Origin of the sequence: Trichocoleus sp. AS-A1 (genome assembly GCF_039962015.1) — a bacterium.
Classification (GTDB): Bacteria; Cyanobacteriota; Cyanobacteriia; order Cyanobacteriales; family FACHB-T130; genus FACHB-T130.
The window spans coordinates 71,713-97,836 of record NZ_JAMPKG010000012.1 but is presented as its reverse complement, the minus strand read 5'-3'; the positions used below and the strand labels follow the sequence as shown (position 1 = coordinate 97,836).

General features: G+C 48.3%; 26 protein-coding genes. 13 read left to right on the top strand and 13 right to left on the bottom strand.

The annotated features are described in order from the left end of the window. Positions 1–105 precede the first annotated feature (105 nt). The 5 genes from NC994_RS11570 to NC994_RS11550 all read left to right on the top strand — a co-directional run bounded on the left by NC994_RS11570 (position 106) and on the right by NC994_RS11550 (position 4,618). Complete coding sequence (locus NC994_RS11570) at positions 106–369, top strand: TM2 domain-containing protein (protein WP_190414164.1); 264 nt, start codon at positions 106–108, stop codon at positions 367–369. 48 nt (positions 370–417) lie between these two features. Next, the gene (locus NC994_RS11565; RefSeq protein ID WP_199292049.1) at positions 418–894 is read left to right on the top strand and encodes a DUF2752 domain-containing protein; all 477 of its coding nucleotides are present in this window, start codon (positions 418–420) and stop codon (positions 892–894) included. 473 nt (positions 895–1,367) lie between these two features. Then, positions 1,368–3,818 carry a heavy metal translocating P-type ATPase gene (locus NC994_RS11560; RefSeq protein ID WP_190438025.1) on the top strand — a complete coding sequence of 817 codons (2,451 nt, stop codon included), beginning with the start codon at positions 1,368–1,370 and terminating at the stop codon, positions 3,816–3,818. 112 nt (positions 3,819–3,930) lie between these two features. Further along, positions 3,931–4,125: a hypothetical protein gene (locus tag NC994_RS11555; protein ID WP_190438021.1), complete on the top strand. Its 195-nt coding sequence runs from the start codon at positions 3,931–3,933 to the stop codon at positions 4,123–4,125. 70 nt (positions 4,126–4,195) lie between these two features. Next, positions 4,196–4,618 carry an FHA domain-containing protein gene (locus NC994_RS11550; protein WP_190414059.1) on the top strand — a complete coding sequence of 141 codons (423 nt, stop codon included), beginning with the start codon at positions 4,196–4,198 and terminating at the stop codon, positions 4,616–4,618. A 48-nt stretch (positions 4,619–4,666) separates the two neighbouring features. On the opposite strand, the gene NC994_RS11545 is transcribed toward NC994_RS11550, so the two are convergent. Both NC994_RS11545 and NC994_RS11540 read right to left on the bottom strand, forming a co-directional pair. Continuing rightward, a complete protein-coding gene (locus tag NC994_RS11545) occupies positions 4,667–5,014 on the bottom strand; it encodes a hypothetical protein (RefSeq protein ID WP_190414060.1) in 348 nt (115 codons plus the stop codon). Between the two features lie 59 nt (positions 5,015–5,073). Next, a complete protein-coding gene (locus NC994_RS11540) occupies positions 5,074–5,241 on the bottom strand; it encodes a hypothetical protein (protein ID WP_190438018.1) in 168 nt (55 codons plus the stop codon). A gap of 66 nt (positions 5,242–5,307) precedes the next feature. On the opposite strand from NC994_RS11540, the gene tmk reads away from it, so the two are divergent. Together tmk and NC994_RS11530 are read left to right on the top strand one after the other, a co-directional pair. Further along, complete coding sequence (tmk, locus tag NC994_RS11535) at positions 5,308–5,970, top strand: dTMP kinase (RefSeq protein WP_190438015.1); 663 nt, start codon at positions 5,308–5,310, stop codon at positions 5,968–5,970. Between the two features lie 139 nt (positions 5,971–6,109). Then, entirely contained in the window at positions 6,110–7,111 is a 1,002-nt protein-coding gene (locus NC994_RS11530) for a DNA polymerase III subunit delta' (protein WP_190438011.1), read from the top strand. Between the two features lie 27 nt (positions 7,112–7,138). On the opposite strand, the gene NC994_RS11525 is transcribed toward NC994_RS11530, so the two are convergent. From NC994_RS11525 to NC994_RS11515, 3 genes are all read right to left on the bottom strand, one after another. Continuing rightward, entirely contained in the window at positions 7,139–7,810 is a 672-nt protein-coding gene (locus tag NC994_RS11525) for an alternative oxidase (protein ID WP_190438007.1), read from the bottom strand. 187 nt (positions 7,811–7,997) lie between these two features. Further along, on the bottom strand, positions 7,998–8,216 hold the full coding sequence (locus tag NC994_RS11520; RefSeq protein WP_190414068.1) for a hypothetical protein: 219 nt from the start codon (positions 8,214–8,216) through the stop codon (positions 7,998–8,000). A 438-nt stretch (positions 8,217–8,654) separates the two neighbouring features. Continuing rightward, a complete protein-coding gene (locus tag NC994_RS11515) occupies positions 8,655–8,912 on the bottom strand; it encodes a DUF1816 domain-containing protein (protein WP_190414070.1) in 258 nt (85 codons plus the stop codon). A 50-nt stretch (positions 8,913–8,962) separates the two neighbouring features. Here NC994_RS11515 and NC994_RS11510 point away from each other — a divergent pair, with 50 nt between their 5' ends. Further along, positions 8,963–9,223 carry a hypothetical protein gene (locus tag NC994_RS11510; protein WP_190414072.1) on the top strand — a complete coding sequence of 87 codons (261 nt, stop codon included), beginning with the start codon at positions 8,963–8,965 and terminating at the stop codon, positions 9,221–9,223. A 41-nt stretch (positions 9,224–9,264) separates the two neighbouring features. Here NC994_RS11510 and NC994_RS11505 read toward each other — a convergent pair whose 3' ends face one another. Continuing rightward, positions 9,265–9,522 carry a hypothetical protein gene (locus tag NC994_RS11505; protein WP_190438005.1) on the bottom strand — a complete coding sequence of 86 codons (258 nt, stop codon included), beginning with the start codon at positions 9,520–9,522 and terminating at the stop codon, positions 9,265–9,267. A 315-nt stretch (positions 9,523–9,837) separates the two neighbouring features. On the opposite strand from NC994_RS11505, the gene NC994_RS11500 reads away from it, so the two are divergent. Further along, entirely contained in the window at positions 9,838–10,035 is a 198-nt protein-coding gene (locus NC994_RS11500; RefSeq protein WP_190430512.1) for a hypothetical protein, read from the top strand. 1,126 nt (positions 10,036–11,161) lie between these two features. Beyond that, positions 11,162–12,349, top strand: coding sequence for a PAS domain S-box protein (locus tag NC994_RS11495; RefSeq protein WP_199299706.1), 1,188 nt, complete (start codon positions 11,162–11,164; stop codon positions 12,347–12,349). A gap of 66 nt (positions 12,350–12,415) precedes the next feature. Here the strand turns inward: NC994_RS11495 and NC994_RS11490 are convergent, their stop codons facing one another. Then, entirely contained in the window at positions 12,416–13,585 is a 1,170-nt protein-coding gene (locus NC994_RS11490) for a quinone-dependent dihydroorotate dehydrogenase (protein WP_190430511.1), read from the bottom strand. A gap of 370 nt (positions 13,586–13,955) precedes the next feature. On the opposite strand from NC994_RS11490, the gene NC994_RS11485 reads away from it, so the two are divergent. Continuing rightward, on the top strand, positions 13,956–16,940 hold the full coding sequence (locus NC994_RS11485; RefSeq protein WP_190438001.1) for a GAF domain-containing protein: 2,985 nt from the start codon (positions 13,956–13,958) through the stop codon (positions 16,938–16,940). A 45-nt stretch (positions 16,941–16,985) separates the two neighbouring features. Here the strand turns inward: NC994_RS11485 and secA are convergent, their stop codons facing one another. The 3 genes from secA to NC994_RS11470 all read right to left on the bottom strand — a co-directional run bounded on the left by secA (position 16,986) and on the right by NC994_RS11470 (position 21,692). Beyond that, the gene (gene secA / locus NC994_RS11480; protein ID WP_190414081.1) at positions 16,986–19,802 is read right to left on the bottom strand and encodes a preprotein translocase subunit SecA; all 2,817 of its coding nucleotides are present in this window, start codon (positions 19,800–19,802) and stop codon (positions 16,986–16,988) included. Positions 19,803–20,048: 246 nt separating this feature from the next. Continuing rightward, positions 20,049–20,672 (bottom strand): diheme cytochrome C, encoded by a 624-nt coding sequence (locus NC994_RS11475; protein WP_190437993.1) that lies wholly within the window; start codon positions 20,670–20,672, stop codon positions 20,049–20,051. A gap of 111 nt (positions 20,673–20,783) precedes the next feature. Continuing rightward, positions 20,784–21,692 (bottom strand): MoxR family ATPase, encoded by a 909-nt coding sequence (locus NC994_RS11470; RefSeq protein ID WP_190414084.1) that lies wholly within the window; start codon positions 21,690–21,692, stop codon positions 20,784–20,786. 146 nt (positions 21,693–21,838) lie between these two features. Between NC994_RS11470 and NC994_RS11465 the strand changes: the two genes are divergently transcribed. Then, positions 21,839–22,060, top strand: a complete 222-nt coding sequence (locus NC994_RS11465; protein ID WP_190437990.1) for a hypothetical protein — start codon at positions 21,839–21,841, stop codon at positions 22,058–22,060. Here NC994_RS11465 and NC994_RS11460 read toward each other — a convergent pair. The 3 genes from NC994_RS11460 to NC994_RS11450 form a co-directional block, all read right to left on the bottom strand. Beyond that, positions 22,044–23,159, bottom strand: a complete 1,116-nt coding sequence (locus NC994_RS11460) for a bifunctional riboflavin kinase/FAD synthetase (RefSeq protein ID WP_190437988.1) — start codon at positions 23,157–23,159, stop codon at positions 22,044–22,046. The genes NC994_RS11465 and NC994_RS11460 overlap by 17 nt on opposite strands. A gap of 64 nt (positions 23,160–23,223) precedes the next feature. Then, positions 23,224–24,126 carry an MBL fold metallo-hydrolase gene (locus NC994_RS11455; protein WP_190414088.1) on the bottom strand — a complete coding sequence of 301 codons (903 nt, stop codon included), beginning with the start codon at positions 24,124–24,126 and terminating at the stop codon, positions 23,224–23,226. Positions 24,127–24,739: 613 nt separating this feature from the next. Continuing rightward, positions 24,740–24,904, bottom strand: coding sequence for a hypothetical protein (locus tag NC994_RS11450; protein WP_190414090.1), 165 nt, complete (start codon positions 24,902–24,904; stop codon positions 24,740–24,742). A gap of 261 nt (positions 24,905–25,165) precedes the next feature. Between NC994_RS11450 and NC994_RS11445 the strand changes: the two genes are divergently transcribed. Next, a complete protein-coding gene (locus NC994_RS11445) occupies positions 25,166–25,354 on the top strand; it encodes a hypothetical protein (RefSeq protein WP_190437986.1) in 189 nt (62 codons plus the stop codon). The last annotated feature ends 770 nt before the right edge of the window (positions 25,355–26,124 follow it).

Here is a 26,124-nt window from a genome sequence, read left to right as displayed (position 1 = left end):
TCCAGTCATTGTTAAGAAGAATCAATGCTTTCCGTCTTGTGATAGATGCGTTACCCAACTGGGAATACTAAAAGCGGAAAGCAAATTTTTCAAGGGTTCACACAAATGAGGGATGGAAACTCTACTGATGCCAGCAAAAAAATCGCCGCTGGAGTCTGCGGGATTCTTATCGGGGCTTTAGGTATCCATAAGTTTGTTCTTGGCTATAACACAGAAGGCATCATCATGTTGCTGGTTAGCCTGCTTACCTGTGGAATCGGTTCGCCAATTATGGGCATTATTGGTTTGATCGAGGGAATAACTTATTTGACAAAATCTGACGAAGAATTCGTCAGCACTTACCTTGTTAGCAAGAAAGGTTGGTTTTAGATCGACCCCTGCGAGAGCGCTTGGGTAGACGCTAGCTTAACTTGAGCCATGTCTAAATTATCTCGCTCTAATCTGTCTAGCAATGCTCGACGGATTCGCTGGTTGATATTAGGAATATGTTCAGCACCTCTAGTGGGAACCTACTTTTATAACCAAGGATATAAAGTAACGTTCCTAGTTTGCCCAATTCGGCACTTTACGGGGATTCCTTGTCCTACGTGTGGCATGACTCGGTCTTTTATGGCAATTGTGCGAGGAGATTGGAGTTGCGCCTTAGCAGAACACCTGTTCGGCCCGGTTTTATTCGCTGCCTTTTTGATTGCAACAGTTCATATTACACTTGAACTAATCGCGGGACGTAAAATCGCCGTCTTGTATGTTCAAATGCTTAGGACCCGAAAGCTACAGGTGCTGAGCCTACTTCTAATTTTAAGCTACCATGCGTTGCGCTTGTATTATTTATCAAAGTCTGGAGAACTATATCTTGCCTTGGTTCATTCACCCTTGGGTCAGCTATTTTTTTGAGGAATTCATGCTTGTGTAAAAAGTTTGGTTTTTAGGTCAAATTATTTGCGATCGCTTGTTTATATTTTGTCGTTTTTGCAACGATAAGTTTAACAGATATGGCGATATTTTATTCGTGTTTAAATTAAGTTCTTCTGTAAATCTTTCTCCTGACTTAATATGCTAATACGCAAACCCAAAAAACTGATTTTACCCATGTTCCTAGCTTTGTTAGGTATGGGATATTTCAGTGTAATGTCTAGCTTAGAGATTAACTTCTTCTTTAGGGGCTATGCCGCGCTCATGCCAATGCAGGCTCTAGCACTGGTCTACGTGATGTATCTTCGCTGGAGTAGCCGTTGACCGTTCGCGGGTAACTAACTTATAAAAGATTAAGAATTTTTGCGCGATCGCCCAGTCTTTCGCCTACCCTCAAAATAGAGACGCCAGAACAATCCGGCGTTGAGGTGTCGTGGAAAGTCCCAAGATTCTCTATGCAATCCCCCCAAACCGTAGCCGCTACCCCTGCATCGCCGCTAGAGACGATCGCCTTGGATGTCACAGGCATGAAATGTGCAGGCTGCGTGAAAGCGGTAGAAAAGCAGCTCAACCAGTATCCAGGCGTCGTTTCTGCCCGCGTTAATCTGGTGACAGAAGTCGCTGTCGTAGAGTGCGAAGCGGGTGCGATTGACCCGGTTGCGTTAGCCGAACAGGTGACAGAAGCTGGATTTCCGACCCAGCCTCGTCTCGCCACCAACGCAGGCGAAAAAGCAAAAGAGACTCTGAGTCCAGCAGAACGGCACGCCCTGGAAAATCGCCAGCAGTTGAGGCAATTAGTTATTGCGGGCGTTCTGATTTTGCTGTCCGCAATGGGTCATCTCAATCAACACTTCATCTCTTTTCCCGCTTATTTTTCACCCCTGACCAACATTTGGTTTCACTGGGGATTAGCAACGGCAGCGTTACTCTTTCCTGGACGCCAGATATTAGTCGATGGGTGGCGTGGCTTGCGGCGAAATGCTCCCAATATGAATACCTTGGTGGCGCTAGGAACGCTTACAGCCTACACGGCTAGCTGTGTGGCGTTGCTATTCCCTCAGCTGGGTTGGGAATGTTTCTTTGATGAGCCAGTCATGCTGTTAGGGTTTATCCTGCTAGGGCGTACCTTGGAGCAACGGGCGAGAGGTCGTGCCGCCGCGGCATTTCAGGCATTATTGGCGCTCCAGCCAAAAGTCGCTCATTTAATTGCCAATCCAACGGCTGCTGGCGCTACGTCCAGAGCCAAGGGGAGCGACTTCGGGGGCATTGAAATCCCCGTTGAGCAAGTCCGAGTAGGTGAATGGTTGCGGGTTTTGCCGGGAGAACAGATCCCGGTCGATGCAGAAGTGGTAGCGGGTCAGACAACGGTGAATGAGTCAATGTTGACTGGGGAGCCGGTTCCGGTCATGAAGCAACCGGGAGCCTCGGTGGCGGCTGGGACGCTGAATCAGTCGGGAGCGATCGCGATCAAGGCAACTCGCACCGGCAAGGACACGACTCTGGCGCAAATTGTCGCACTGGTCGAAGAAGCCCAAATCCGGAAAGCTCCCGTGCAGCTATTGGCGGATACGGTGGCGGGGTACTTCACCTACGGCGTTCTGGCAGCAGCAACCTTCACGTTTTTATTTTGGTACTTCATCGGCTCTCAACTTTGGCCTGATGTCACGATGTTGAGCGCAGTAGGGATAGAGAGCCACTCAGCCATGCACGCAGTCATGCACCATGCCAGCGGCATGGGCGGGGAAACCCCACCTCTACAGCACTCAGCTTTGTTACTCAGTTTAAAGCTAGCAATTTCTGTCTCCGTCATCGCTTGCCCCTGCGCTTTAGGCTTAGCGACCCCCACGGCAATTTTGGTGGGAACGGGTCTGGGGGCAGAAAGAGGGCTGTTGATCAAAGGCGGCGACGTGCTGGAACGGGTACACCACCTGGATATCGTGGTATTTGATAAGACAGGCACTCTTACCACGGGTCATCCCGTCGTTACTGATTACTTGCCGGTGGGGAACTTCCTCCCAGAAATGCTCCTGCAACTAGCGGCGGCGGCAGAAAGTGGCACCACCCATCCCCTAGCGGAGGCAATCGGGGAGGAAGCGCACCGCCAAGAGTTAACCATCCCCCTTGCCGAGGAGTTTTATACGGAACCGGGACTAGGGGTATCGGCTTTGGTCGAAGGCGTGCGGGTTTTACTGGGGAATGCAGACTGGTTGACTCAGCAAGGGATTTCCCTAAGCGAGTCAGAACAAAACCAGGCTCAGCAACTAGCCTCTGCGGGTAAAACGGTGGTTTATGTCGCTGCTGACGGTCAATTAGCGGGGTTGATTGGCGTCACCGATACCCTCCGACCGGATGCGAAAGCAACGGTGTCTCGCCTGCGGCAAATGGGATTGCGGGTGATGCTGCTGACTGGAGATCGGCTGGAAGCGGCTAGGGCGATCGCGTCCCAGTTGGAACTTAATCCAGACTCGGATGTCTTAGCAGATGTCCGTCCAGACGCCAAAGCAGCTGCGATTGCCCAGCTACAAGCTCAGGGTCAGCACGTCGCAATGGTTGGTGATGGCATTAACGATGCCCCCGCTTTGGCACAAGCAGATGTCGGCATTTCCCTCCAAGGGGGAACCGATGTCGCCATCGAAACTGCTCAAATTGTTCTGATGCGCGATCGCCTTCTGGATGTTGTCAAGTCAATCCAGCTTTCCCGTGCGACTTTCAACAAAATCCGCCAAAATCTGTTTTGGGCGTTTGCCTACAACACCATCTCCTTGCCCGTCGCTGCGGGTGTGCTGCTACCCACTTTTGGGCTGGTTCTCAGCCCATCTGCTGCTGGAGCATTAATGGCTTTTAGTTCTGTCAGTGTTGTCACGAACTCGCTTTTACTCCGTAAATCTCTCTCTACTGACAACTAATTGAGTCCAGGTGGGTTTATCAGTCGGATTGGTTTCTTTCAAATATCTTAATTAAACCCGCTTTTCCACAACTGCCAACGAACAATTGACCGCTAACCCGGTGTGCCACAATATGATAGAGGAGATTATAACCCTCCAAACACATCAAGCCTGCTCCAAGCTGACGACACTGGCTTCAGGGAAGGCGAGGGTGTTACGCTGGAGTCCTGCCAACCTCCGCCAAAGCGCCTCTTGTTTTCCTCAAGATAATGCTCGGTCGAGTGTTGATATTCAGGGTGCAGGCACAGGCGCTTATCCCGCCGGTTGAGAATGGTGCCACTGTTAGTCTAAGTAACTGTTTTTCACAAACCAACCGCCCTCTCTTAAATAATTTTTCAATGGCTGTAAAACTGCATCTGAACCATATATTGATTATTGAAGATGATCAGGGACGTAAGGAGTTTCCCTTAGAAAAGCCGGAATATTGCATTGGCAGAGACCAGAAGTGCGATATCCGGTTGTACTCCCAATTTGTATCGCGTCGGCACGCAACTTTAGTGCAAAAATTGCGTGCGGATGGCTCTTACTATTATCGAATTGTCGATGGCGACAAAGGCAAGCCCAGCGCCAATGGTCTGTTGATCAATGGTCGAAAACTCCAAGCTCACGATCTCGAAGATGAAGATGAGATTGTGTTTGGGCCGCAAGTGCGGGCACGCTACTTCCACCTGAAGCGAGAATCCATTCCCACGGGACCTCCAGATGAGTGGGACATTACCCTGATTAGTCCCAATATGGTTGGCGATGGGGAAGAACCTTAATTTTCTCCATGAAAATCTCGCCTGAGAACTTCCCAGGGGGAAGCTTGTCTATCCGGCGACGCTTTCAACTAGTTGCCAATGGCGATTTTCCGCGATCGCCTGATGCACCTGATAGAACATCTGGTGGCAGTGGTTGTCCACTTGCAGGGGCAACTCTTCGTTTTTCACTACAAAATTCATCCGCACTTCTCGGTCGGTAGCGGTCGATTTATCGATGAGCACTTCCACCGTCACCAGCTTGGCAAAAGAGACGTGACCCGGTATCTCGCGAGCCATCAAGTAGTCTCCAGTGTTGTAGATAATATCGAAATTACAGGACTCCAAAACTTCTATGAGCACCTGCTGGAGACGCTCAAGGGGAACTGCAACGATAAATGAACAAGTATAACGAGCCATAAAAAATCCCCGACGTCATATCCCTCGACCCTCTTATCATACCGAACCTTCGTTTCGGGTCAGAAAGGAATGCTTGCTTCTAAGGCTAGAGCCATCACCCAGCCTTTATCAGCTTCCAGCATACCAGTCGCTCCTCCGGAAGAACTAAGTAGGGAAGTTACCAAAAGCACGGGGTGGGGTTGACTGATACTTTGGAAGAATGAAGGATGAGTGGGGTGTGGATTCATCGGTGCTGGTGAGCAACACCCCGATCTTAAGCAAGAAAAAAGGGCTGTGATGATAAGGATTGAGGAATGCAGGGCAAGCTGATTGTGTTTGAGGGAGTGGAAGGAAGCGGTAAAACAACTCAGATGCAGCGATCGCGCGATTGGCTTCTGGAAAGGATGAAGGCGGAATCTCCGACTTTCTCGCAGGTAGCGATTACCAGAGAGCCGGGTGGTACAGAATTGGGTAAAGCTTTGCGCCGCTTGTTGCTCGAAGGGACTCTGAATCACCCAATTCAAGACCGGACAGAACTATTGTTGTATGCAGCAGACCGCTCGCAGCACGTTGAAGAGGTGCTAAAACCAATGCTGGCGGCGGGAGGAATTATTTTGTGCGATCGCTACACCGATTCCACCATTGCTTATCAAGGCTATGGTCGAGGTCTTAGCCTATCTTTAATCGAGAAGATATGCCAAATGGCGACAGACGGACTGGAAAGCGACCTCACCCTGTGGCTAGATGTTGACGTTGAAATAGGTCTAGCACGCGCTAAAGCCAGGGGAGCCGCCGACCGAATGGAGCAAGCAGAATTGGCGTTCCACCAACGGGTACAGCAGGGGTTTAGAGCCTTAGCAGCAGCCCATCCCCAGCGGATTGTGCGGGTGGATGGCAGTGGCACTGAGGCAGAAGTCCAAGGGCAAATTCAGGCTATCTTGACTCAACGGTTTCGGGAATGGTCTCTAGAAAATTAAAAATCTATAATTCCCTGGCAGTGGGGATTAAACTATCAATACAATTTTTGAGGGTTGGTTCCAGACGCCATATATCGCGTCTCCAGGGTAAATGGTACTGCTTGCAAATTTTTTGAGTTTTGCCTTTTTTTGCGGTTAAATGAACTTTTTTGCGGAACTTGTCGGACAAAACCGAGCGGTTGAGTTACTAACTCAGGCAGTGGCTCAAAATCGGATTGCTCCTGCCTATCTATTTGCGGGTCCCGAAGGCGTCGGACGCAGCATGGCGGCTCGGTGCTTTGTAGACCTTTTGTTCTGTGCTAATGTACCCGCAACTGAGCCAGATGCCCCCGAATCTCCTGTGATTAAGGAAGGAAGCAAGGGGAGTATTGCGTCTATCAAAAACCGCTTGCGGCAGGGCAATCATCCAGACTTATTTTGGGTGCAACCGACCTATCTGCATCAGGGTCAACGATTATCTGCCGCCGAAGCCGCCGAAGCGGGTGTCAAGCGCAAGGCTCCGCCGCAAATCCGGCTGGAGCAAATTCGGGAAATTACCCAATTTCTGGGACGTTCGGCGCTGGAGGCACCGCGATCGCTGGTTGTGCTGGAACAAGCAGAAACGATGGCAGAAGCGGCTGCAAATGCCTTACTCAAAACCCTGGAAGAACCGGGACGGGCAACGCTGGTTTTAATCGCACCAACTCAGTCGTCGTTGTTGCCAACGCTGGTATCGCGTTGTCAGCACATTCCTTTCTATGGTTTAGACTCGGCGGCAATGGAGCAGGTGTTGCGGAAGACGGGTCACGAAGAGATTTTGGAGCATCCGACGGTGTTAGCGATCGCGCAAGGCAGTCCGGGAAATGCGATCGCTTCCTGGGAGCAACTCCAAACGATTCCCCAAGACTTACTTCAGGACGTTATCCATCTGCCGAAATCGCTTCGTGACGCCCTTGAACTTGCCAAACGGATTGATAAAACTCTCGATACAGAAGCCCAACTTTGGTTAGTTGATTATCTACAGCACACTTACTGGCAGCAATTCTTGAACGGTGTAATTCATAAATTGCCCCTCCAGCAACTCGAAAAAGCCCGCCAATCTCTCCTGAGTTATGCTCAACCGCGACTTGTCTGGGAAGTAACGCTATTAGAAATGATTTAAGCCACCATTTGAGAGGAAAAAATTGCCTTAACTCTCTTCAGATGAGGGCTTAAATTCAGGGGAATGGGGGCTTTTAATTTTTTCTTTTGCGTCTGGTTGCTGGCAGGCAATCATGGTTGTGATGTGTTCCTTCTCGTCATTGCGGATGGCAACGAACACATCGTAAAGATTCTCAATTTTTGGGCGACGCTCCCTCGGTGTATGAGAGATTTGAAAATCATCAAACATATAAAGATCGCCCTCGTGGTAGTAATCAATCGCTACCTGTGGAGCTGGCTGAGTTTTGAGTTCAGCCTCATGCTCTGTTAGAAATTTATCGTAAGTGTGGTATGCACCTTCTTCGACTAACTGATTAAAGTAGTAAGCCGATTTGGGGGCAATCATGTATACAAAGACTAGAATCCAGTAGTAAACCAGGACGCCAATCCGAGAAATCATGCGATCGCTCCACGATTTCCCCCCACCCAATGCTTCGATGATGCGGAGATGATGCAACTCATTCCAGGACTCAGCAAAGTGAACCTTGATCCAATCAGCATAAGGCCACGCGCCGAGACTTTCATAGAGATGAAGAACCGATAAATAAGCAAAACAAGGAACGCGAGCGATCGTTTCCAAGACATAAAATCTTGCATACCATCGCTCTTGGTAAAAAGTTTTTAAAATAAATTCTAAGAAACTAACGAGTAAACGAATCATTCTCCTAGTCTGCTTTTAAAACGACTAATAATTATAAACTCATGGATTAAGTATAAATAAATGTAAAATAATTGACAAACCAAGTAACCCGATTGATGTAGTGCAGGGGGTTAGCTGATATTGAATTTTTATACCTACCTAATACTCACCTACTGAGACTGCCGGACATCTACTGTGCGGACAACACTTATTGACCAGATTGTTCCACTAATTTTTTCAGACGCAGATATGCCTCTTCTGGGGTGAGCGGTTCAGATTCGGTTTCGTTAGGAATATAGAATTGGCTGCTATCTGGAAAGTAGCGGACGACAAAACTAGGGATAAGACCTAATTTTAGAGCTTTTTTTCCAAATTGCTCTGCTGTTTCCGAAAGGGTCAATTCATCATGGAACTGAGGTTGAGTCATAATCTTTTTGTCTCCTCAATAGTGTTTATAAATATAAACTAATAGGGACGCTAAGTTACAAAAGCTCAGGCAATAGCGCCACCAAGTGTAATTTACAAACATTCCCTTAAAAGGGAAGCTGGGAGTTTACTAAGCAGAGGGTTCGACAAGGAAGGGTTAACAAAAGCGCGATAGCGTTAGCGAAGCGAGGCGTTAGCCTAGCGCTGACTTGTCAGTTCGCCATCCGACTTAGCGTTTCCGGAGGATAATCGCTGTTTCCCTGACCGTGTAGTACCGTGTAGAAACTCCCAGAGGGAGATTGCCATTCATTTGTTGTCCTTATTAACCAAGTTAATCCCTACCCCTTCCCTGAACTTCTACCGGAGGAGTGGGCATTACGTTAAATCTCTTGGTGATCTTATATACCAACCACTGAATGGTAGATTTCGGACAGTTTTCTTAGTTGACTTCTTCCTCGCACATCGTCAACACGCTTGGCTTGCAGCGTTTGATGGTGACTTCGATCCCGCCAGCTTTTTCACTTTGGATATCTTCAATATAGCCAGGGCACGCAGTTGCTGCTTCAGCGGAGTTGTGAAAGGGACCAAAATAGTAGATACAGCGAGGCTCAGTAGTGGCAATTTCCACCCACCAAGACATTCGGAGACCTTGTGCAAATCCTGTCAAGACCTCTTTGATTGTTTTGAGCAGTGCCATAGGAAGTGATAACTAAGAGAATTAGGGATTAGACAAACTAGACAGAGGCATTGAAATTCTCGTTTGAACTGAATGACAGTTCTGCCCAGCTCGATAGGATAACCTGGCAGTCGGCTCATAGTTGTACGATTCTGCTTTCATACAACTGCGTCACTGTACTCAGATGCGATCGCCAAATTGATATTTTATATCTTTTAGAAAACCTCAAAGAATATCAAACACAAAATTTGTTCTTGAATTCTAGTTTAACGGATGCAACTTGGCACAAGTGTATGCAATACAACCTTAAAGTTCAAGATATTGCTGAATAATCAATAAACCCTGACATTAGCAGCGTAACTGTTGACCATCACTAGCTTTCTGTTTTTGGGATATTTGCTCCCACGCCTAGTTCTTTTTTACTTGTCTTTAACTGCTTCCACAGAGACTTAATATCCTTGTATGCCTGTTCGGAAGAAATCTTACCTCCGGTTTGCAACGCAGATATATAAGAAATTTTTTGTGCAAATTCCTGTAAATTCGCATTAAAAGCTAGCTCCTCTGGAGTGAAACGACCCCAATAACGACTCTGGGGGTAGAGAAAGCTTAATTTATTGATATTCTCTGGCATAGTACAACCCTCTGAATTAATTTTATAGTTAATCAACAGGTAGGCTAATTAAAGATTACTTGCCTGCACTCAATTATTTATAAATCGGTCATAAAAAACCATTACTTATTCCCATCATTCACAAAACATCTTGCTTTTTACAGCATTCTTTAAGATTTTAGCTTTATAAAGTCTACTGTTATTTATACCCCTAGTTTTAGTAGTCTAGGAAATACTGATATTTCGCGAACGCGACAGTGGCGAGGTAAGGTGGGAAGCTTCCAAATACAAAGCGAACTGTAATCTGGGTGTGGGAAGGTTAATCGCTGGCGTTGATTGGTATCTTCCTCTGTGGCTAATGATGAAGAAGTCTGGAAGTTTTTCAAAACGCAATGGGGCGATGACACAGATAGAGAAACTTCTTGTTTTTGCATACAAAAACTGCTAGGGCAGTTTGCCCAACTCCGTAAGAATGCACCTTTGGAACTTTACCCGTTACTGTTTTACCAAACTTCTACCACAGGGCTGGGTTGAATGTTAAATTTACCTGTGATTGGAAGCACAAAACCTATGTTTAGGAAAGATAGCGCTATCGTGGATAGAACAGTAAAGTTGTCAAAACAAGCGTAAGAGCTACAGCTTTGAGACATCTGTTTTATAAAATATAAGCAGTTTTAAACGGCGAGCGCGACGATTTCCTTGCACTTCTAAGATAGGATGAACAGAAGATAAAATTATCAAGCGATCGCGCATCCAAAAAAACCTTTTATTGCAGTTTCTCCGGAGTTTTTTATTTGTGTTTGCGATAGATTACAGCTCAGAGAACTTCCAGAAGACGCTGCTACGCGATCGCATACATAACGGTTTCAGTATTTCTAGCAGAGTTTTTAACTGTTTAGCTAAAATTGTATCGCTAATAAATAAACGAAATTATTCTCATTTAACCTGATTTTTCGCTTACACTAGAGGAATCAGCGAACCTTAAATCTATTTGCAATTTTGAATACAAAAAGCCCCTATCAGTTGCTTTCTAGGGGCTTGGTGTTGTCTGTCAGTATATCCCGTTGCAGCTTCTTGCGGCAGGATAACGATTATCTAAGGCTTAACTTTTGTCCTCTTCGCCTGCATCCATCTGAAGAAATAGATTGATGTAAACTCATTAAATACTTGTATTAAAAATCACAAGCAATTTTAATTAGGTTCTTTCAAAACATGTCTTTTCATACCCCGCGTAACTGAACTCTTGATTGCGTTCGTTAACGAAGCGGTGCTTAGTGCAAAGCAACTTTGTGAAGCGATCGCAAAGCGTATGCACAGAGTGATAGAATCTCCCTTGTGCTTTACTCAGATTGCGCTCGGTTCCGTACTACAGGGTGTTGTACATCAAAGATTTTCCAATCGCTAAATATTTAGTTAGAAAACCCTAATTATTTCCATAATCTCAAAAAATAAGCTTGAATATATATTAGTTAAATAAAATTTACTTTTTGCCGCTATTTGCATATTTAATTTATTCATTTAATAAATAGATAAATAGGGGGAGCAAGGATTGCCTCTTTTGGAAGGGCGCAATTAGAGAAAGGAATGTTAAAAGGAAAAAAGCAGTGAACTTGATAGAGGGTAAGAAGTTCTCAATCATGCCCTTAGTGAAGGTAAAACTATGAAAAATGAAATAAATGTGAACTTATTTGCCCAACAAATTCAGCAAATTAACTGGCGATTAGCTGAGCTGTACAAAGGGGCAACCATCGCTCCGCCTAAAGAGCCAGAGCTACTGCCAGTCGCCTTCAAGGAGTTGGGCATCGCCTCGGAAACGCTACAAGTGGCGCTAGAGGAACTACGCCAGCAGAATGAGGAACTTGTAGCCGCACGACAGGCGTTGGAAGCCGAACGCCACCGCTACCAGGATCTGTTCGAGTTAGCACCGCAAGGCTACCTGGTGACGGATGCAGAAGGGACAATCCGAGAAGCCAACCGCGCTGCTGCTAAACTGCTCAACGTGTCGCCAGAGTTTTTAGTGGGCAAACCGTTTGTCATCTTCATTCCTCAAGAAGAACGTCGAATCTTTCGTAACGAACTGACTCGGCTGCATGAGCAGCAACGAGTATATGAGTTGACAGTACGCCTACAGCCCCGTAAAGGTGAGATTTTTGACGCGGGGATAACAGTCGCCACTACTCATAATAATGGGGAAGGCAAAGCCGTCACATTGCGTTGGCTGATTCGCGATATCACTGAGCGCAAGCGGGTAGAGAAGGCGCTAGAAAAAAATAACTACGACCTCAAGCAAGATCGCCCTGTACAGGCTTACTCCAAAGGAGAAATCATTCCCCTCGACCCTCAAAACCTGTGGTTAGTGTGTCGGGGTTTGGTGAAGCTGAGTACGATGAGTGACAATTGTGAAGAGGTGCTGGTAGGGTTAGTCGGTCCTTCGATGCCTTTTGGCTCTTGTTTAACCGCCCTGTCAACCTATCAAGCAACTGCCGTCTCGGACGTGCAGATAGTTAACATTTCCCTCTCAGAGATAACAGCCTCCCCTCATCTTGCCCAGACTATTTTACCGAAAATTAATTTGCGGTTGCGGCAGACAGAATCGCTTTTGGCGATTTCTGGTCAGCGACGATTGCAAGACCGCTTGCAGAATCTATTGTTGCTGCTGAAACAGGAAGTTGGCGAACCTGTGCCGCAGGGAACTCGTTTGAGCGTTCGTCTCACCCATCAAGACCTTGCCAATGCCTGCTGCGTCACCAGAGTGACAATTACCCGTTTGTTAGGGAAGTTACAGCAAGAAGGAAAGATTTCCTTTGACTCCAAGTACCACATTATCCTCAAAGAGGGAAGCTTCTAGAGTAAGCGGTTAGGGGTGAGTTATCAGTTGTTGGTTGATTAACAAGTGACAGTGGGTAGCTTGAAATCAAGTCTGAAGACTGTCTATGCCAACGGCGTCAGAGAGGGACGCTAAGCTGTGTTCCTGCAATTTTTGCAACAGACCCTCCAGAATGCGGCGTACCATCCAAGGACCTTCATAAATCCAGCCAGTGTAAACCTGGATCAGGCTAGCACCCGCCGCGATTTTCTCCCAGGCATCTTGGGCAGTGAAGATGCCGCCGACGCCGATAATGGGCAGTTGACCTTGCGTTTGCGTGAAGATAAAGCGAATGACTTCGGTAGAACGTTCTCTTAAAGGGGCACCGCTGATGCCACCGGCTTCTTCACTCACGGGTTTACCAGTTGGGGAAAGTATCTGGGTTTTTAGATGATCGCGCCGGATAGTGGTGTTAGTGGCGATGATCCCAGCCAGTTGGTAATTTTTAGCAAGTTCAATCACAGAAGCGATCGCTTCCCACTCCAAATCTGGGGCAATCTTTACCAGTAGAGGTTTTTGTCCTTGATTTTCTTGTTGCAGGGCATCTAGAATCAGACTCAGCTGATCCGAAGACTGGAGACTTCGCAATCCCGGTGTATTGGGTGAGCTAACGTTAACGACAAAGTAATCTCCCAAATCCTTCAAAAGGCGAAAACTACCCAGATAGTCAGCAGCCGCAGCCTCTAGTGACGTTATCTTAGATTTACCTAGATTAATTCCTAGGGGAATGTTGAAGGTTGAAGGTTGAAGGTTGGAATTTTCAGCTTTTAACTTTCCACTCCAGCTTTCCAACCTTTGCGCCATTGCCGCTGCCCCTTGGTTATTAAATCCCATCCGGTTGAGGGCGGCTTTGTCCATCGGCAAGCGAAACAAGCGAGGACGGGGATTTCCCGGTTGCGCGTGTAAGGTTACGGTACCGAGTTCCGCAAAGCCGAAGCCGAGACTAGGCCAAATCCCAGCCGCGACGCCATCCTTATCAAATCCAGCGGCTAGACCCACTGGATTGGGGAACTTTATCTTCCACAGAGTTTGTTCTAAGCGAGCATCTCTCTTGGCGTAAGATTGCTGTAATTGTGCAACAATCCAGCTTTTGGGGGGATGAGAAGGCAAACCGGCAAGAGCGCTGAACAGATGGAGCGTTTGTTGATGCAGCCATTCTGGATCGGCTTTCAATCCGGAAAATAATGCCGGACGAATTGCGAGTTGATAGATATCCATAATTTAATCATTCGTCGTTAATCATTAGTCATTGGTAAAAAAGAAAACAAAAATAACTAATAATTGACAACCGACTATCCTCAAGTAAGGGCATTCTAGATATTACAAGCTTTGCAAGAGACACCCACGAACAAAGTTCATACCAAAAACATGAAAGTCTCTTTCCCGCACGCCCGACTTCCGAGTTTTAAGACACTCACCGATGAGCAAAGTTTCACAACGAACAAGCTGAAAATCTTTCTTTTTGAGACGCTCTGGTTTGTTCGGGCAATCCGGGAGTAGAGCGCCGCTACGCTAACAGTCCTACTTTCAAGTGAGAAATCTGACAAGCGACAAGCGATCGCAATGAGTCGGGTCGCGGTTGAATAACATGGATCAACACCACACTCCAGACCAAAGTCCAGCGGACTACGAAAACCAACTTGTTGCCTTGGGGCGCGTCCTTCAGACCATGCGGGAAGAGGAGAATGTTGACGTTCTCATCGAAACCACCCTGAATTATCTCGCCTCCGAGTTTGACTATCGCCTGATTTGGATTGGCCTCTACGATCGCTTAGATCACCGTTTATTTGGCAAAGGCGGCGTCACTCCCACCGGCGACACAAAATTTCTTAAAAGTAAGTTTACCCTAAGTCCCGGCGACCTTCTGGAGCAGGTAGTCATCCAGCAGCGCTCCTTAGGCGTCCCAAATCTCAGCGAAGAAGTGCGGGCTGGAGAATGGCGTCGAGCAGCTCAACAATTTGGAATTCAGGGTGCGTTTTTTTATCCTTTGCGCTGCAAAGACCGTTGTTTTGGTGTCGTGCTACTAGGATCGTCCTTGTGGGGTGCCACTCCTCGACCGGGAGAAAAAGCCCAGATGTCAATGCTATTTGGGGGATTAGCTGCTGCCCTGTACCAGATTGAACTTGACTGGCAGCACTCCTCGACCAAGCGCCCCGACCAGCCACTATTTCAGGTGCTAGACCAGATGGCGCGGATGCCTGCGATGGATCAACGCCTAGAGGCTGTGGTAGCCATGACGCAGCAATTTATTGGACCAACTCGCACCAGCGTCTACTGGTATTCCCCAGAGCGACGCTACTTTTGGCACCGAGTTGGCAACCGCCAGACATCTAGGGGACTCGCTTCCTCAGCCGCCAGTGCTGCTGCTGGTCTTACCGTCCAAGAAGTCAGCGAATTTTATCTAGCTCTGAATGAAAATCGGCTGATTGCCATTGGCGCGGGTAGAAGCCCCCTAAAAGCCGAAGTAACCGGGCGCTTGCTCTCCAGGTTGCGGGCACGCTCCCTTTTGGCTGCGCCGATTCGGGTAAAGCAGGAACTGGTGGGCTTTCTGGCAGTGGAAGGCAATGAAGCTCGCATCTGGGAAGAAGCGGAAAAAAACTACATTCGTGCGGCTGCTCAGTTGATCTCCCTAGGGGCAGGAAGTGAGGAGATAGAAGGAACGCTTGAGCGTACCCAACAGGATGCCCAACTGGTAGCAGAGTGTGCCCGTATCCTCGCCGACAACACAAACGCTGAGAAAGCCTTAGATGAGTGTGCCCAACTGCTCTTGAAGCGGCTGGGGGCAGAACGTTTTTTGGTACTGCAACAACCCAGAAGTGGTCATGGGTCATGGTTCGGGAATGGGGGACAAGACTCATTCCCGATTACTCCAGGTTCAACTGAAAACTCAAAACAGAAAGCTGAAAATTATTCGGTTGTTTACCAGCGCCAGCCACTGAATAGAAGACCCCTAACAACTTCCCTCAGCGCTGTTACAGGTGCTGACCGGCAGCTAATCGAGGAAAGTCCTGAAGCCGTGGCGATTGAAGATTGGGAACAAGACCCGCGACTGGGTCGCTGGCGGGAGAGCTTGGCGGGTTTAGGTGTGCGATCGCTTTTAGTCTGCCGGATGTCCAGTCGCGACACCTCTGAGCTTGACCCAGACTCGGAAGAGAAGTTACCCCTTGTTGTCATTGGTCATAACACCCCCCGAACTTGGAACCAAACCGAGCGCCAATTACTAGGCATCGTCAGCCAACAATTAAGTTTGGCAGTCCGCACCTTGGAGATGAGAACCTCTACCCAACTCTCAGAGTCAGCCCAATCCTTCTTCCAGGCTGGCTTAAAGATTCTCTTATCGGCACCGCCAGACCCAGCCGGGTTCGATCGGGCTTGGGTGGAATTCCTCTCTGAGATGCTGCAATCTCCTCTAGCGCTCTTGCTTACTTGGGGAGGCACTCGGAAAGATTCTCGGATTGAAAACGCCAAGGTAGCGGCGGCGGTGATGGCAAACTCGCGGTTTGCCCTTCCCCCCGACCTTTCGGTTCCACTCAACGATGCATTGATTCAGGAAGCTCTAACGACTGAGGGTCTTCTAGAAAAGCGGGGCACGCAAATCCCCGGTAGATCCCGGCAATGGCTGAGCAGCGCCAGTATCGGCTGCTTGCTGGTCATGGCTCTCCCCCAGGATGAAGGAGGAAGGATGAAGGAGGAAACAACTCCCCTTCATCCTTCCGGTGGTCTGGTTGTGCTGGCAGACAGCCCCCAGCGTCAGTGGCCCGAACACTTACTTCCGGTTGTGGAAACCTTGATAGGACAGTTCGCTCGGATTCGCCAGTACACCTTGGAAAACGCCGCTCTCTATGGGCAAGTCAGAAACCTAGAACAGCTGAACTGGTATAAACATCGTTGTATGGCAAGCTTGCATTCCTCTGCCGCCGATCGACTTAACCGCCTGAATCAACTTGTAGGGGGGGGATTATCAGACATCCCGCTGGGAGAACAAACCAATCGTGCAGACAGTTCTGTACCTTCTAAAGGGCATCCTCCAGATAAATCTTTAGCGCGTATGCACTCCTCACAACTCATCCGCGAGCTAGGGAATATCCTTGGGGAGTTCGCCCCGCTCGTGGAGGAGGAGCAGTGGCATCTGAAGCGCCGACTGACAAAGGTGCCGTTAGCGAATGTGTTGAAGCGATCGCTCTGGTTCGTTCAACCTCTCTACCATCAGCGCCAGATTCAAGTATCCATCGGAGGAGTGGGTAGCAACCTTCACGTATATAGCGACCTGCTTAAGCTGGAATGCGTCCTCTCCGAACTGTTAGCGATCGCAGCTCGTAAGGCAACCGCAAACAGCCGGATTCATCTCAAGGCTGAAGTCAAAATTCCCCAAGAGGACAGCGCTTCCCTCGTGGAATTGTTAATGACCGATTCGGAACGTTTTGATTTGACAACACCCGTAGGAGCGGGTTTCCATCTCGAACCAACCTTGAAGATTTGCCAACGCTTCGTGCGCTCTTTTGGCGGCGATCTCCAGTTTTACCAGATGGAAGGACACCGCTACTTAACTCGGTTGTTACTACCAATGGTCTAATTAAAAATTAAAAATTGAATGCCCAATTTTTAATTTTTAATTCTTTTACACCGCTTGCGGCTGAACCTGCGGCTGGAACTGGAACAACGAATAAACCACATTCCGGCGGATATCCGTCATCATGTCCAGAAACATCTCATATCCTTCCTGCTTGTACTCAATCAGCGGGTCTTTTTGACCGTAGCCGCGCAAACCTACCGACTCGCGCAAGGCGTCCATTGCTTGTAGGTGTTCCCGCCAAAGGGTATCAATTTGCTGCAAGATAAAAAACCGCTCGGCTTGGCGCATCAAACCAGGCTGAATTTGATCGACAGTCGATTCTTTGAGGTCGTAGGCTTTTCGCACTTCTTCTTGCAAGAAAGTTTTGATTTCCCCAACGCTCATGTCTTCTAGATGGGACGGCTCCAAATCTGCCAACAGATTGACAAATTCCTTCACCTTGGCGACAAGGCTGTTTAAATCCCATTCTTCCGAAGGTAATTCTGGATTGACGTAAGCCTCCACAATGTCATCCATTGTCCGCTCGGCATACTGAATCACCTGTTCTTTCAAATCCAGCCCCTCCAAGACGCGGCGGCGTTCGGCATAGATAGCGCGACGCTGGTTGTTCATCACCTCGTCGTACTCAAATACCTGCTTCCGGATGTCGTAGTAGTAGGTTTCGACTTTTTTCTGCGCCCCTTCCAGACTCCGGGTTAGCATCCCGGATTCAATGGGCATATCCTCCTCTACCCGCAATCGATCCATCAATCCTGCCACGCGATCGCCACCAAAAATCCGCAACAGGTTGTCTTCCAAACTCAAGAAAAACTTCGTCGAGCCTGGGTCTCCTTGCCGTCCGGCGCGACCCCGCAACTGGTTGTCAATCCGGCGCGACTCGTGGCGTTCTGTGCCGATAACGTGCAAACCGCCCAACTGGATCACTTCTTCGTGTTCGGCGCTCGTAAATTGTTCGTACTCTTTGTGAATTAAGTTGTAAACCTCCCGCAGCCGTTGGATGACCGCGTCATCCGTCGGTGCTTTTTCTGAGGCAACGGCTAGCTTATCCTCTGCCTCCAACTCTGGCAGGCTCCGCTCTCCATATTGCTGTACGGCAAAATCTACCGCACTTTTCAGCTTTTGTTCCGTATCCTTGGATAACTGAGTCGGGAAAATTTGCGGGCTAACCTTCCAGCTTTTCACCTTCTTACCGGGAGTAAACCCCTGCGCGGGGGCACGTCCTGGCGCTCCTGCCACCTGGCTTAAGGCAAAACTATCTTCTTCTTCCGGCTGCACAATCTTGGGCATCAAGTATTCCCGCAGCTTCAGGCGTGCCATATAGTCCGCATTCCCGCCCAAAATGATGTCGGTTCCGCGACCCGCCATGTTCGTCGCAATCGTCACTTTCCCTTTGCGACCGGCTTGAGCGACAATTTCCGACTCCCGCTCTACATTTTCCGGTTTGGCATTCAGCAGGTTGTGCGGCACTTCTCGCTCGCTCAACAGAGTTGACAGGAGTTCTGATTTTTCTACGCTGGTTGTTCCCACAAGGACGGGTCGCCCAACTTTGTGCATTTCCGCACACTCTTCAGCGATCGCCCGCCACTTTCCTGCCTCTACCTTGTAGACCACATCGGGCATATCTCCCCGTCCGCTCGGTCTATTAGTGGGAATTTGCGTAACTTCCAGTTTGTAGATTTTTTCAAATTCGGCTTCTTCTGTCTTTGCCGTTCCGGTCATCCCGCCGAGCTTTTCATACAGCAAGAAGAAATTTTGATAAGTAATCGTCGCGAGCGTTTGCGTTTCATTCTGAATTTCTACCCGCTCTTTCGCCTCAATTGCTTGGTGGAGTCCGTCACTCCAGCGACGACCGGGGAGTACCCGCCCCGTAAACTCATCCACAATCACGACTTCCCCGTCGCGGACGATATAGTTTACATCTTTTTTAAACAGCTCTTTTGCCTTAATCGCATTAAAGATATAGTGCGCCCAAGGATCGTTGGGGTCGTACAAATCCTTGACTTCCAGCAGCTGTTCTGCTCTGGCAAACCCTTCATCCGTCATCAGAACGTTACGAGCTTTTTCATCTACCTCGTAATGCCCTTGCTTATTCCCGTCGCTCTCAACTTCCTTTTCCAGCGCCGAAGCGATCGCTGCCGCCTTCATGTACTTCTCGGTTGGGCGCTCGACTTGCCCGGAAATAATCAGCGGCGTCCGCGCCTCGTCAATCAACACCGAGTCTACTTCGTCGATGATGCAATAGTTCGGGGGACGCTGTACCACATCCGCCATTGAGGTTGCCATGTTGTCGCGCAGGTAATCAAAACCTAGTTCGCTGTTCGTGGCGTAAGTAATATCGCAGGCGTAATTTTTCTGGCGTTCGCTTGGCCCCATTCCCGATTGAATCAGCCCTACGCTCAAGCCCAAGAACCGATGCACCTGACCCATCCACTCGGCATCGCGCCTCGCCAGGTAGTCATTGACCGTGACTACGTGGACTCCCTTGCCAGTCAGGGCGTTGAGGTAAGCCGGTAGGGTTGATACCAGGGTTTTTCCTTCCCCAGTTTTCATTTCGGCGATTTGACCTTTGTGCAGAACAATCCCACCGAGCATCTGCACGTCAAAGTGGCGCATTCCCAAAACTCTCCGCCCTGCTTCCCGCACGACTGCAAAAGCTTCTGGGAGCAACTCATCCAACAGTTCTTGGCGTTCCCGCGCTGTCTTAGTTTTCTCCAGTCGCTGTTTAAATTCTGCGGTTTTGCCCGTCAGTTGTTCGTCGGACAGCGCTTGGATTTCTTCCTCCAAGAGGTTGATATCTACAACATAAGGTTGGTATTTTTTGAGCTTGCGTGCGTTGGGGTCGCCCAGTAATTTTTTAAACATAGCAGCAAAAGGAAACTTTAGAAGGATGAAGGATGTTAGCGATTCGCTGTCGCGTATAGCGGTGCTTTCTTCGCAGGATGAAGGATGAAGGATGAACTTAGGAGTCAGAAGTCAGAAGTCAGCGGAGAAGTCCTACTTGATTCATCTTTCTGCCTAGCGGTTTTATGCCTCCAACGACCTTCGGCATTTATCAATCATCGTATCATTTCCACTTAGGCTGAGATGGTACGGGCATCCCGTCTAACTTTAGGGTGAATTTTCCCATTCAGCAGTCAGATCCCGGAAGTTGTATTGATTAGCGCCAGGGTGACAGGTGACGCAACTAGAGAGTTTTACGGGCTGGGGCAGTTCGACGCGAGGATGAAGTGCTTTTAAATAGCGAGATTCTGTAACCCGATAGGGCACGGTTTCTTTTTCTAGTTGGGGACGAGAGTAAGTCCTCACGTAATCCCAAATCAGTAAAAGTGAGGGAGTGATGATGCGCGGCAACTGCGTCCCGTAATGTTGGTGCGTTTCTTGCAGCAGATTTTTCCAGGTTTCCATCGGCAGAACGGCTGGGGGGACGGCAATGTGACAGGTGGAACAGTTATCCCGGTAGAGTTGTTGTCCCAATTCGAGGCGACTGATAACGGGATCGACGGTGCCAATTGTTTCTGTCTCTGGACTATTTTCTGTGGCTGTTGATATTTGGGCGATGGGTACTTGGCTCTGAACGTCCATTGCCATTGCCATTCCCCATCCCAGGATGATGCTCCAGACTAAGAGCAGTAAAAACAAAGTAAAAAGCGATCGCTTGCGGATGCCCCTAGGCGCGGCTTCTCGCCCTGGGAAAGCGCGGGAGCGGGTTTTTGACCGGACAAGCTTTGGCATAACGGATGCTTGGGTAATGGGTAATGGGTTGTGGGTTGTGGTTTGTGAGTTACACCGACTACCTGCTACCTACTACCTACTACCAAAAGACAACTGACAAGGGACAAAAGTCTATGGAATCGGAATCGAGCGCAGCAGACGCTCCACAATCGTCTTAGCACGGCGACCGCCCGATGGAATGAGACGATGGGAAAGGACGTGAGGTGCCAGGAACTTCACATCATCGGGAATAGCATAATCTCGCCCTTCCAAAAAAGCCAGTGCTTGGGTACTTCGCTGCAAGGCAACGGTACCGCGAGGACTGGCACCCAGGGTAATTTCTTCATCTTCCCTCGTCGCCCGCACCAAGTCGAGAATGTACTGTTGCAAAGACGCCTCTACCTTCACGCCGCCACACAGACGCCGTAACTCCAGCACGTCTTCCAGGGAAATACAGGGCTGTAAATCTTCTACCCTAACGCCTTCAGCAAGCCGTTGCAGCATTTGGAGTTCTTCTTGCTCGCTGGGATAGCCCAAAGTTAAGGAAACTGTGAAGCGATCCATTTGGGCTTCTGGCAACGGAAACGTGCCTTGATACTCAATTGGGTTCTGAGTTGCGATCGCAAAAAACGGATTGGGTACGGTGCGAGAAACCCCATCGACGGTGACTTGTCGCTCTTCCATCACTTCTAATAAAGCCGATTGGGTGCGAGGCGTAGCGCGGTTAATTTCGTCTGCCAGCAGCACATTTGCAAACACGGGTCCCGGCAGAAATTCAAACTCGCGTCCGGCGGGATTCCAGATATTCGTGCCGGTGATATCAGTGGGCAAAAGATCCGGAGTACATTGAATGCGTTGAAACTTTCCGTCAATCGAGCGTGCCAGCGATTTAGCCAACAGGGTTTTACCAACGCCAGGGACATCTTCCAACAGGGCGTGACCACCGGAAAGGAGGGCTACTAGCACTAAGCGAATGGCATCTGCTTTGCCGACAACTGTGCGACCCAGATTTTGCGTCAGCTGCTCAATACGTTGTCTCATAGTCGTTATTTTTTAGTCATTCGTCAGTAGTGAATTCGTCCATTGTCCGTCGTCTGTTGCCTGTTGTCTGCGAACAGTAACAATGACTGATGACGACTGAGGATGGATGAATAAGACCGCTTAGCAATTCACGCTTAAAAAGGCTCTTGCTGCCTCGCAGTCTGCCTGTATTTGTATCTCACCTCACTCTATTGCAGTCCTCAGTCCTCAACCCTCACTCTTTGGCTCCTCACTCTTCGACTCCTCAGTCCTCAGTCCTCAGTCCTCAGTCCTCACTCTTTGGCTCCTCACTCTTCGACTCCTCAGTCCTCAGTCCTCAGTCCTCAGTCCTCAGTCCTCAGTCCTCAGTCCTCAGTCCTCAGTCCTAAATAAGGCTCTTGCTGCCTCGCAGTCTGCTTGTATTTGCGTCTTTAGCGCGTCCAGGGAAGCAAATTTTTGTTCGGGGCGCAAAAACTGTTCCAAGCTCACAGTTAAGGTCTTTCCATATAAATCTCCGACCCAATCTAACAGGTGAACTTCTACGGTGGAGGTGGTACCGTCTACCGTGGGGCGATTGCCAATATTCATCACGCCGATGCCCTCTATTGGCAAGGAACAAGCGTCCGCCGCTACTTTGGCTTCCCCGTTCCCTGTTTCTGTTTGCCCGGTGGCTTCCGAACCATCCTCGGTTTCGCTATAAACTCTGACACAATAAACGCCCTGTCGGGGTAAAAACTTTTCTGAAGGAAGTTGTAGGTTGGCGGTAGGAAATCCGATGGTTCTGCCTAGTTGTTGTCCTTTCACGACTAATCCAGTGAGCGTGTAAGGACGCCCTAGTAGCCGGTTTGCCTGCTCTAAGTCTCCTTCTTGGAGCGCCTGACGGATGACTGAACTGCTAATCCGTTCGCCCTCACAGGTTTGCAACGGCACTAAGATAACACTGATGCCATAAGAGTGCGCGATCGCTTTTAAGTCCGCCCCCGTACCCGCTCTTTGGCACCCAAAGCGAAAATCCTCTCCGACACTCACACTTTGCGCTCGGAGTTGTCTCACCAAAATCTTTTCTACAAACTGCTGCGGACTCAAAGCAGCCAGTTCCCTGTCAAACGGCAACAGCACCAGCTGTTCCACACCCAATGCCTCTAGTTGTCGTACTTTTTCGGGTCGGGGTGTTAGCAGTCCTCGGCGTTGACCTGTAAAAAACTCTCGCGGATGCGGATTAAACGTCACCACTGTAGCGATGGGATATTCGTTGGAACTGAGAATTTTCGTCTCAGGCGACCGTCCCGTGTCCTCACTTTGGCTTTGCCAATGGTATTCTAACCGCCGATGCAGGGACGATGGAGGAAGCGTTGGTACACCCGGAACGTCAGAAGCCTTCAAAATTGGTTTGACGACCTGTTGATGCCCGCGATGCACACCGTCAAAGTTTCCCAAGGCAACAGCGGTTGGTTTTAGAGCAGTGTCAGGAGAAGAAGTTACCCACACGCTTTACATTTTTACATAATTTAGTCGTTCGTCATTAGTCATTAAGGATTAGCCAATGACCAATTTAGGCAGAAACGCCCGCTTCTTGGACAGCGATCGCATTTGGCAGATGATTCTGTGGCACTAGCTGAATTGACAAGCCTTCCCGCGCCATTATCGCTTCGGGAAACTCTTGCGCCACCTGTTCGCCAACCCGATCGAGAAAATCATCATTGTGCAGCGGATCGTGGTGGAAAATTACCAGTTTTTTCACATTCGCGGCACGAGCTACTTTCACGGCTTCCTGCCAGGTCGAATGTCCCCAACCTACTTTAGAAGATTTGGGTGAGTCGTATTCCTCATCCGTGTAGGTAGCATCATAAATTAGGACATCTGCATTCCGAGCCAGCCACAAAACTTTTTCATCCATGCGAGTCGGGGAGTGTTCTGTATCGGTCACGTAGGCGGCAGCGCAACCCCGCCAGTTGACGCGGTATCCCACAGCTTCCCCAGGATGGTTTAACAGGGCATTTTCGACTGTAATTTCTCCAATTTGTACCTTTTGCCCGATTGGCAAATCGTAGAATTTCAAATCGGCTCCCATGATTTGTAAAGGCACGGGAAAATTTGGGTGGAGCATTTGGTCGCGCAGGCGCTGTTCAATCGTCGAACCATTCGGAGCAACCGTTCCATGAATATGAAACCGATTCCCCTTAATAAAGGCAGGAACAAAGAAAGGAAACCCTTGAATGTGGTCCCAGTGGGAGTGGGTGAAGAACATATAAGCTTCCACCGGCATTTGAGATAGCAGGGATTGCCCTAACACTCGCAGGCCAGTGCCGCCATCGAAAATCAGGCGTTCACCACCCACTCTCATCTCAACACAAGGCGTATTGCCTCCATACCGGACTGTCTCCGGCCCCGGACAGGCGATACTTCCTCTTACTCCCCAAAAGTGAATTGTGAATAGGTTTTGCATGCTAGACATGGGTGTTGCCTGTAGGATTCCGATCGCGGGTCATCAAAAAGGTTTTACTGATTGTTCATATAGTTTGATGCCAGAAGCCTGCACGAGATTGGGACCGTGCCTGCTTGAGGAAAGTCCAGCCAATCTCAAAAAGCCTTGGTTGCTCAACCAGGCTCAACAATTCAGCGGCTGACGTAGAGAGTGATCCGGCAGAAGACCCTATTCTTCTATTTGAGTATGACTCAAAACTGCTCCCTGGCATAATTACAGATGCCGCTTTTGCAAGCGTTTTTTACGGAAACTTTTTAAGTTACGCTATTGCCTCTGGTAGGACACGCATCCAAACTAGGAGGACGCTAGCTTTTGGATTAATTTAAAAAGCTTAGCAGTTTAGTTGTAAAAACGTCTGGCACTTGTGCAACAGTAATCTGTGATCCAGCTCACCTTCAAAATATAAACAAGTTGCTAAAGGATAAAACTTGCCTTGTGTAGACAGATGAAGTTGCACACCTGGAGAGCAAAATGTCCTAAGAGGAGCGGATTACCTCTCCCTCTCTATATGGATCTTACCAAGTCTGAGTCTAGATTGCCTGCCGCTTAGTTAAGTGAAACTTTTTTAGTGATTGACTGAGAATCACAACGCTCTCCTGAACTCGTTGCCCACATATAGATTGAGGGGGATTGAGGGCGTTCTTTGGGAATGCAGCTCATCTATATCAGAATCTGAATCAGAGCAAAATATAAAGCCATCAAAAAAGCGCTTTTTGTGACGGGCACTCTGGCACTCAGGTGCTTTCATCAGTCACCTCCTCCACTTCTGGCATCACTGATTATCTAGCGTGCGCCTAGAATATCTGGTTCAACAACCTTCGTCAGCTCGGTATACACAGCCATATTAAGCAAGGAAAGATATCTACCCGCTACCAGCCTCTGCCAGGTCTTGTAAACTCTGAATCATTGTATTTATTGCTTGCCTAGTACCGAGGGGCACCCAGATGACTACTACGATTGCCTTTAACAAGATTGCTCAAGTCGGTAGCAAGACAATAGCCCTTCTCCGTTGAGTACACGCTGGAGAGGCGAACAATTATTTGTCCGAACATCAGCCTTGCAGGGAATACCAGCGAGAACCGCTATAACTGCGCTGTCTCATCCCACTTTAGATTTTGGATTTCAGGTTTTGAATGGCACAAGTCCTGACAGCAACGACTTTCAGCAATTTACTTGTGGCGACATTCAGGTGAAATAGTCTCAAAACTTGCTTGAAGCGTTGTTTATCTTAGCTAAACCGAATCTCTGTATAGCAGTAATACCACTTCAGGGCTTCGCATACTTACCCTTGAGAAGGCTGCTTTCCTTCGGTAAATACTCAAAGCAAGCAGGATTGATTTAGCTAATCGCGAAATCAATCCGTATTGATATCAGTGCCAAAAAGAATTTACTTATGATTTTGGCGGTAAAGTAACCTGCCTAAAATATTCAACCTCGTGTTTCGACTCGGTAAATACTGAAAATGGCTTTTATAGGATTTGTATCACCCAAATAAGTGCGTAGTTCTGCTGAAGACGTTACACCTATAAATGTGAAACACTTAATATTGAAGCTCGATATTTTGCGGTAATTGCAAAAGTTGAAACCTTGCGATTGCTGCCCAGAATGATTGGTTGGAAAGAATTTCAAGGCGCAAGCATCAGTTTTAAGCGTAGTGTCTCTTATAGGTAAATGCCTAGAGAAATGCTCGGAAATCAGCAAAAAAAATACTCATAATTTGAGTTTAAATGAAGATACGAAGAAGTTTTAAAAAATCGATAGACAATCAAAAGAATACTCTCTACAGTAGAAGTAACAATAAATTAAACATGATTGATTTTCAGGAAAATCAGGGGAAATCTACAAGTTCAAGGCATTTCATTGATGTTTAAACATCCTGTGATATACAACCTTGCACTGTAGTGCAAAGATCGCAGATTCCATAGCGCAACTTCAGTTCACTCTTAAATTGGTAAAGGTTTTAATTAC

Coding starts and splice junctions, on each gene's coding strand:
- NC994_RS11540 (WP_190438018.1), bottom strand. CDS start 5,241: ATGAATCCACACCCCACTCATCCTTCATTCTTCCAAAGTATCAGTCAA.
- NC994_RS11545 (WP_190414060.1), bottom strand. CDS start 5,014: ATGGCTCGTTATACTTGTTCATTTATCGTTGCAGTTCCCCTTGAGCGT.
- NC994_RS11485 (WP_190438001.1), top strand. CDS start 13,956: ATGGATCAACACCACACTCCAGACCAAAGTCCAGCGGACTACGAAAAC.
- NC994_RS11565 (WP_199292049.1), top strand. CDS start 418: ATGTCTAAATTATCTCGCTCTAATCTGTCTAGCAATGCTCGACGGATT.
- NC994_RS11570 (WP_190414164.1), top strand. CDS start 106: ATGAGGGATGGAAACTCTACTGATGCCAGCAAAAAAATCGCCGCTGGA.
- NC994_RS11550 (WP_190414059.1), top strand. CDS start 4,196: ATGGCTGTAAAACTGCATCTGAACCATATATTGATTATTGAAGATGAT.
- NC994_RS11495 (WP_199299706.1), top strand. CDS start 11,162: ATGAAAAATGAAATAAATGTGAACTTATTTGCCCAACAAATTCAGCAA.
- NC994_RS11560 (WP_190438025.1), top strand. CDS start 1,368: ATGCAATCCCCCCAAACCGTAGCCGCTACCCCTGCATCGCCGCTAGAG.
- NC994_RS11530 (WP_190438011.1), top strand. CDS start 6,110: ATGAACTTTTTTGCGGAACTTGTCGGACAAAACCGAGCGGTTGAGTTA.
- NC994_RS11475 (WP_190437993.1), bottom strand. CDS start 20,672: ATGCCAAAGCTTGTCCGGTCAAAAACCCGCTCCCGCGCTTTCCCAGGG.
- NC994_RS11490 (WP_190430511.1), bottom strand. CDS start 13,585: ATGGATATCTATCAACTCGCAATTCGTCCGGCATTATTTTCCGGATTG.
- tmk (WP_190438015.1), top strand. CDS start 5,308: ATGCAGGGCAAGCTGATTGTGTTTGAGGGAGTGGAAGGAAGCGGTAAA.
- NC994_RS11525 (WP_190438007.1), bottom strand. CDS start 7,810: ATGATTCGTTTACTCGTTAGTTTCTTAGAATTTATTTTAAAAACTTTT.
- NC994_RS11520 (WP_190414068.1), bottom strand. CDS start 8,216: ATGACTCAACCTCAGTTCCATGATGAATTGACCCTTTCGGAAACAGCA.
- NC994_RS11470 (WP_190414084.1), bottom strand. CDS start 21,692: ATGAGACAACGTATTGAGCAGCTGACGCAAAATCTGGGTCGCACAGTT.
- NC994_RS11555 (WP_190438021.1), top strand. CDS start 3,931: ATGATAGAGGAGATTATAACCCTCCAAACACATCAAGCCTGCTCCAAG.
- NC994_RS11455 (WP_190414088.1), bottom strand. CDS start 24,126: ATGTCTAGCATGCAAAACCTATTCACAATTCACTTTTGGGGAGTAAGA.
- NC994_RS11505 (WP_190438005.1), bottom strand. CDS start 9,522: ATGCCAGAGAATATCAATAAATTAAGCTTTCTCTACCCCCAGAGTCGT.
- secA (WP_190414081.1), bottom strand. CDS start 19,802: ATGTTTAAAAAATTACTGGGCGACCCCAACGCACGCAAGCTCAAAAAA.
- NC994_RS11450 (WP_190414090.1), bottom strand. CDS start 24,904: ATGAAAGCACCTGAGTGCCAGAGTGCCCGTCACAAAAAGCGCTTTTTT.
- NC994_RS11515 (WP_190414070.1), bottom strand. CDS start 8,912: ATGGCACTGCTCAAAACAATCAAAGAGGTCTTGACAGGATTTGCACAA.